2 protein-coding genes and 2 pseudogenes are annotated in these 4,064 nt (G+C 61.2%); 1 reads left to right on the top strand and 3 read right to left on the bottom strand.

All coding sequences use genetic code 11. From position 1 onward, the window contains the following. Positions 1-276: 276 nt before the first annotated feature. The 3 genes and pseudogenes from ELY13_RS14660 to ELY13_RS14670 all read right to left on the bottom strand — a co-directional run. Positions 277-1,581: pseudogene (locus ELY13_RS14660) on the bottom strand (IS701 family transposase); the annotation flags it as partial. 86 nt (positions 1,582-1,667) lie between these two features. Next, positions 1,668-2,572 (bottom strand): annotated as a pseudogene (locus ELY13_RS14665) (IS630 family transposase). 31 nt (positions 2,573-2,603) lie between these two features. Beyond that, positions 2,604-3,732, bottom strand: a protein-coding gene (locus ELY13_RS14670; RefSeq protein ID WP_126174625.1) for an IS3 family transposase whose coding sequence is annotated in 2 segments (ribosomal slippage) — positions 2,604-3,336 and positions 3,335-3,732 — 1,131 coding nt in all. Because the reading frame shifts where the segments join, the coding sequence is not laid out codon by codon here. Positions 3,733-3,920: 188 nt separating this feature from the next. Between ELY13_RS14670 and ELY13_RS15765 the strand changes: the two genes are divergently transcribed. Then, positions 3,921-4,064: PilZ domain-containing protein (locus tag ELY13_RS15765; RefSeq protein WP_206436092.1), on the top strand; the 144-nt coding region annotated here is incomplete at its 3' end.

The following is a 4,064-nucleotide window of genomic DNA, read 5'->3' on the forward strand; positions in this document are numbered from 1 at the left end:
GCGCATGCTGCTTCAAAGGCATGGCAGCGAAGCGGGGCTGTCTGCGCTCGCATCCTCTTAGTGTCATCAGGCGCCAGGTAAATCGCTTGGTGTGGGCTGTTATGGGTGAGAGCCGTGTCAACCCTGTGGGGCACGGCCGTGGCAAAGCTGTACAAGTAGTCACCGGCGATGCGCCTGGTCGCCTTCTCGTGCAGTTCCACCAAAGCAAACTTGCCGATTCGGTTGATCGCGACGAGGAGCTAGCACTACTTTGGCAGAACATATGGGGCCAGGGATCTGAGGCAATGTGGGCACCGTATTGGCGGTGGCTGTGCAAGAGCGAGGAGGATCGCATTTCGGATGGCCGGCAGGCTCGGCTGTGGAGGCGGTCCTGGGATTCTTTTTTCCCCCTTTCGCCTTTTTGAGGCGCTGGGACTGGAGGAAGGCAAAGGCGATCATCGCCATAAGGCAGTGGCGGTGCAAGCCTGTCCATGATCGGCCTTCGAAGTGGTCGAGCCCCAGTTCTTCCTTGAGTTGCTGGTGCGCCTGCTCGCAGATCCACCTGGCCTTGATCGCCGCCGCCAACCTCTTGAGACTGGTGTCAGCCGGCAGGTTGGACAGATAGTATTTCTGCTCCCCGCTGGTGCGGCGCTCACCTACCAGCCAGACTTCCTGATCGCCCGGCATGGCTTGGACCCGCCCGTCACTCATGCGATGCCTGTGACCATCGGCCACCCGGACGCAGCACGCTGCAAATTTGCAGGTCAGCATGCCCTTGGTTCCGCGCCGCCAACTGATTTTCTTCCATTTTTCTCCGGCCAGCATCAACTCAGCAGAGACAGCAGTGCGGTCCGGGATGTGATACTTGCGACGTCGGCCGGTCGCCGCTTCGGGAAAGATCAGCCCCGTGTCTGCCGGGTAGACATTCTGCCGCCGAGACATGCCCACCGCCCACTGCAAGCCGCGCTCGCTCAGAGCCTGGCGGAAGGGACCGCTCGACCCGTAGCCCGCGTCGGCCAGGACGCAGCCAAAGCGAGCGCCCAAAGCAATAACCCTGTCGATCTCCTCGATTGCAATTTCCGGCTTTGTCAGTGCAACTTGACGTTCCTTCGGGACCCGGGCTCGCTCCATGCGCTCAGGATCGTCCGTCCAGCTCTCCGGCAGGAAAAGCCGCAAGCCCACCATCACCGGCACTTCGCGCGAGGCCAGCGTCACTGAAGCGAGTGACTGGCAATTTGCGGTTTTCCCCAGCGACGAGGCATATTGCGCGCCTACGCCGACAGAGTGACTGCCTTTCTTCGGCAAGGCCGTATCGTCGATGACCAGGTATCCCGCCTTATCTCCGACAAGACGATCCGCCTCGTTCAGGAGAGCGGCCTCAAGTGGCGCACTGTCCCAGATCCCCTCAGCAACGAAATGATGCAGTTGGTCGTAACCAAGCTCAACATCACGCTCGGCCATCGGCTGCACACTCTTGCGGTCACCCGGGCCGATCAGGCCTGCGATATAGGCTGGGCACACCCGCCTGCGCGCCTTGTGTCCCAGCGCCGCAAGAAACGGCTCCAGCCAATTCTCGAGATCGCTGCGCCAGTCCTCTTCCATCGCCAGCCTCCACAAAAGCTGGCTCCCTATGAATCAGGGAAATCGGGTATAGGGAATCCCAAAACCGCTAATCTGCCAAAGTAGTGCTAGGGGATCGATTCCAACGTTTGGTGCCCGCGCCTGACGGCTGCGATTATCTCATCGGAATCGGCCCTCCAGACGAATGGGTGCGGCTCCTCGTTATGCTCCTTGATGAAGCGGTTGATGGCTGCTTGCAGGTCGACGACGGAGTGGAACACGCCGTGCTTAAGTCGCCGCCGGGTGAGTTTGGCAAAGAAGCCTTCGACGGCGTTGATCCAGGAGCATGACGTTGGGACGAAGTTGAAGGTCCAGCGTGGGTGCCTTGCCAGCCATGCTCGGACCTTGGGCTGCTTGTGGGTAGCGTAGTTATCGAGGATGACGTGGATGGCCTTGTCGGCCGGCATCTCGGCTTCGATGGCGTTGAGGAAGCGGATGAACTCCTGATGCCGATGTCGTTGCATGTTGCGGCCGATGACGGAGCCATCGAGGACATTGAGCGCGGCGAACAGCGTGGTGGTCCCGTTGCGCTGTAGTCGCGCGTCATGGTTGACCCGCGACCACGCTTCAGCGGCAAGCCCAGTCGAGTGCGATCGAGCGCCTGAATCTGGCTCTTTTCGTCGACCGACAGCACGATGGCATGGGCAGGTGGCGAGACATAGAGCCCGACAACGTCGTGGAGCTTCTCGGCGAAGGCGTTGTCGTTGGACAGCTTGAAGCTGCGCCACCGGTGCGGTGCAAGGCCGTGATCGTGCCAGATTTTCACGGCCGTCGAGGCCGCAATGCCGACCGCCTTGGCCATCGCGCGCACCGTCCAATGCGTAGCTTCGGGGGCAGGCGGCTCCAGCGTCAGCTTCACCACCCGGTCGATCACCTTCGCATCGAGAGGAGCAATGCCCAGGCCCTGGGCTGTCAGCAGAATGATCCGCGCACGCCAGACATGCTTTTGAGGAGAACCGCGCCTTGCGACGATTGCCTTGACGTGCTCCCCTGATTGTTACCAGTTAGAGGTAGAGTCTCGTTCCTTCATGATGGTTGTTTGAGGGTAAGGCAACGTGTCTGGGGGCATGCCCCCAGACACGTTCGCCGGCGATCTCGGCGGGGGTTCTCCCGCCCAGTTTCGAGTGCGGCCTGACCGTGTTGTAATCATGCCGCCAGGCGGCGAGCACGAACCGAGCGTGGGCAATCGAAGTGAACAGCGTCTCGTTGAGGCATTCGTCGCGCAAGCGGCCGTTGAAGCTTTCGACGAAGGCGTTCTGCGTCGGCCTGCCCGGCGCGATGTAATGCCACTCGACCCGCCGCTCCTGCGACCAGCGCAGGATGGCTGACGAGGTCAGCTCCGTGCCATTGTCGCTGACCACCGTGTGCGGCTTACCACGAAGGCCGATCAGGTTCGTCAGTTCGCGAGCGACCCTTGCACTCGATAACGACGTATCCGCCACCAGGCTCAGGCATTCCCGGGTGTAGTCATCGACCACGCACAGGATGCAGAACCGGCGTCCGCAGATGAGGCTGTCGGAGACGAAGTCGAGCGACCAGCGCTGGTTCGGTCCTTCCGGCAGCATCATGGGCGCTCGTGTGCCCAAGGCCCGCTTCCGGCCACCGCGGCGGCGGACCTTCAGGCCCTCTTCCCGGTAGATCCGCAGCAGCTTCTTGTGGTTGGGCCGCAGACCTTCCCGGGCCAGAAGATAGCCCAGGCGCCGATATCCGAACCGCCGGCGCTCGGCGGCCAACTCGCAGCCGCTGCCGCAATCGCGCATCGTCCGGCCTTGTCGGCTCATACCGGACCACTCGCCGGCTCACGCCGACCAAGCTGCACGCCCGACGCTCGCTCACCCCGTGATGCTCACGGGCATGGGCGACGGCTTCCCGCTTGGCGCCGGGCGTCACCATTTTTTGACGCCAGATCCTTATTGCCTCGGCGAGCAGCTTCTTCAGCTTTGTATTCTCGTCTTCCAGTGCTCGCAGCCGCTTGGCCTCGGATACCTCCAGGCCGCCGAACTTCGACTTCCATTTGTAGAAGGTTGCCGAGCTGATCCCGTGTCGGCGGCATACCTCCACCGTCGGCATCCCTGCCTCGTGCTCCTTCAAGATCGCGATGATCTGCTCTTCGCTGAACCTGCTCCGCTTCATTCTCGTCCGACTCCTTCCTGCCGGACTCTACGCAAAAACGGTCACATTTCAGGGGAGCACGTCAGAGCGTCCATTTTGGAACACGTCAACGGCCATCGCGCATATAGAGACATGGTTGGAGCAGACTATGGCTTCGCAGATTTTTGCTGTAGTCGCGCAATGGGCCGCATTTTTGGAGTAAGGGTTTCATGACACACGGTTGCGCTCGAGCCTACAAGCGCTATCCTGTTGGTCAGGTGGTGCGTATCCAAGGTGCAGATCAGACTGCGTCTGAAGGCTTAATGATCGACATCTCCTCTGGAGGTTGCCGAATTAGCAGCCTTGGCGGGACA

Origin of the sequence: Altericroceibacterium xinjiangense (genome assembly GCF_003958635.1) — a bacterium.
GTDB classification, from domain to species: Bacteria; Pseudomonadota; Alphaproteobacteria; order Sphingomonadales; family Sphingomonadaceae; genus Altericroceibacterium_A; species Altericroceibacterium_A xinjiangense.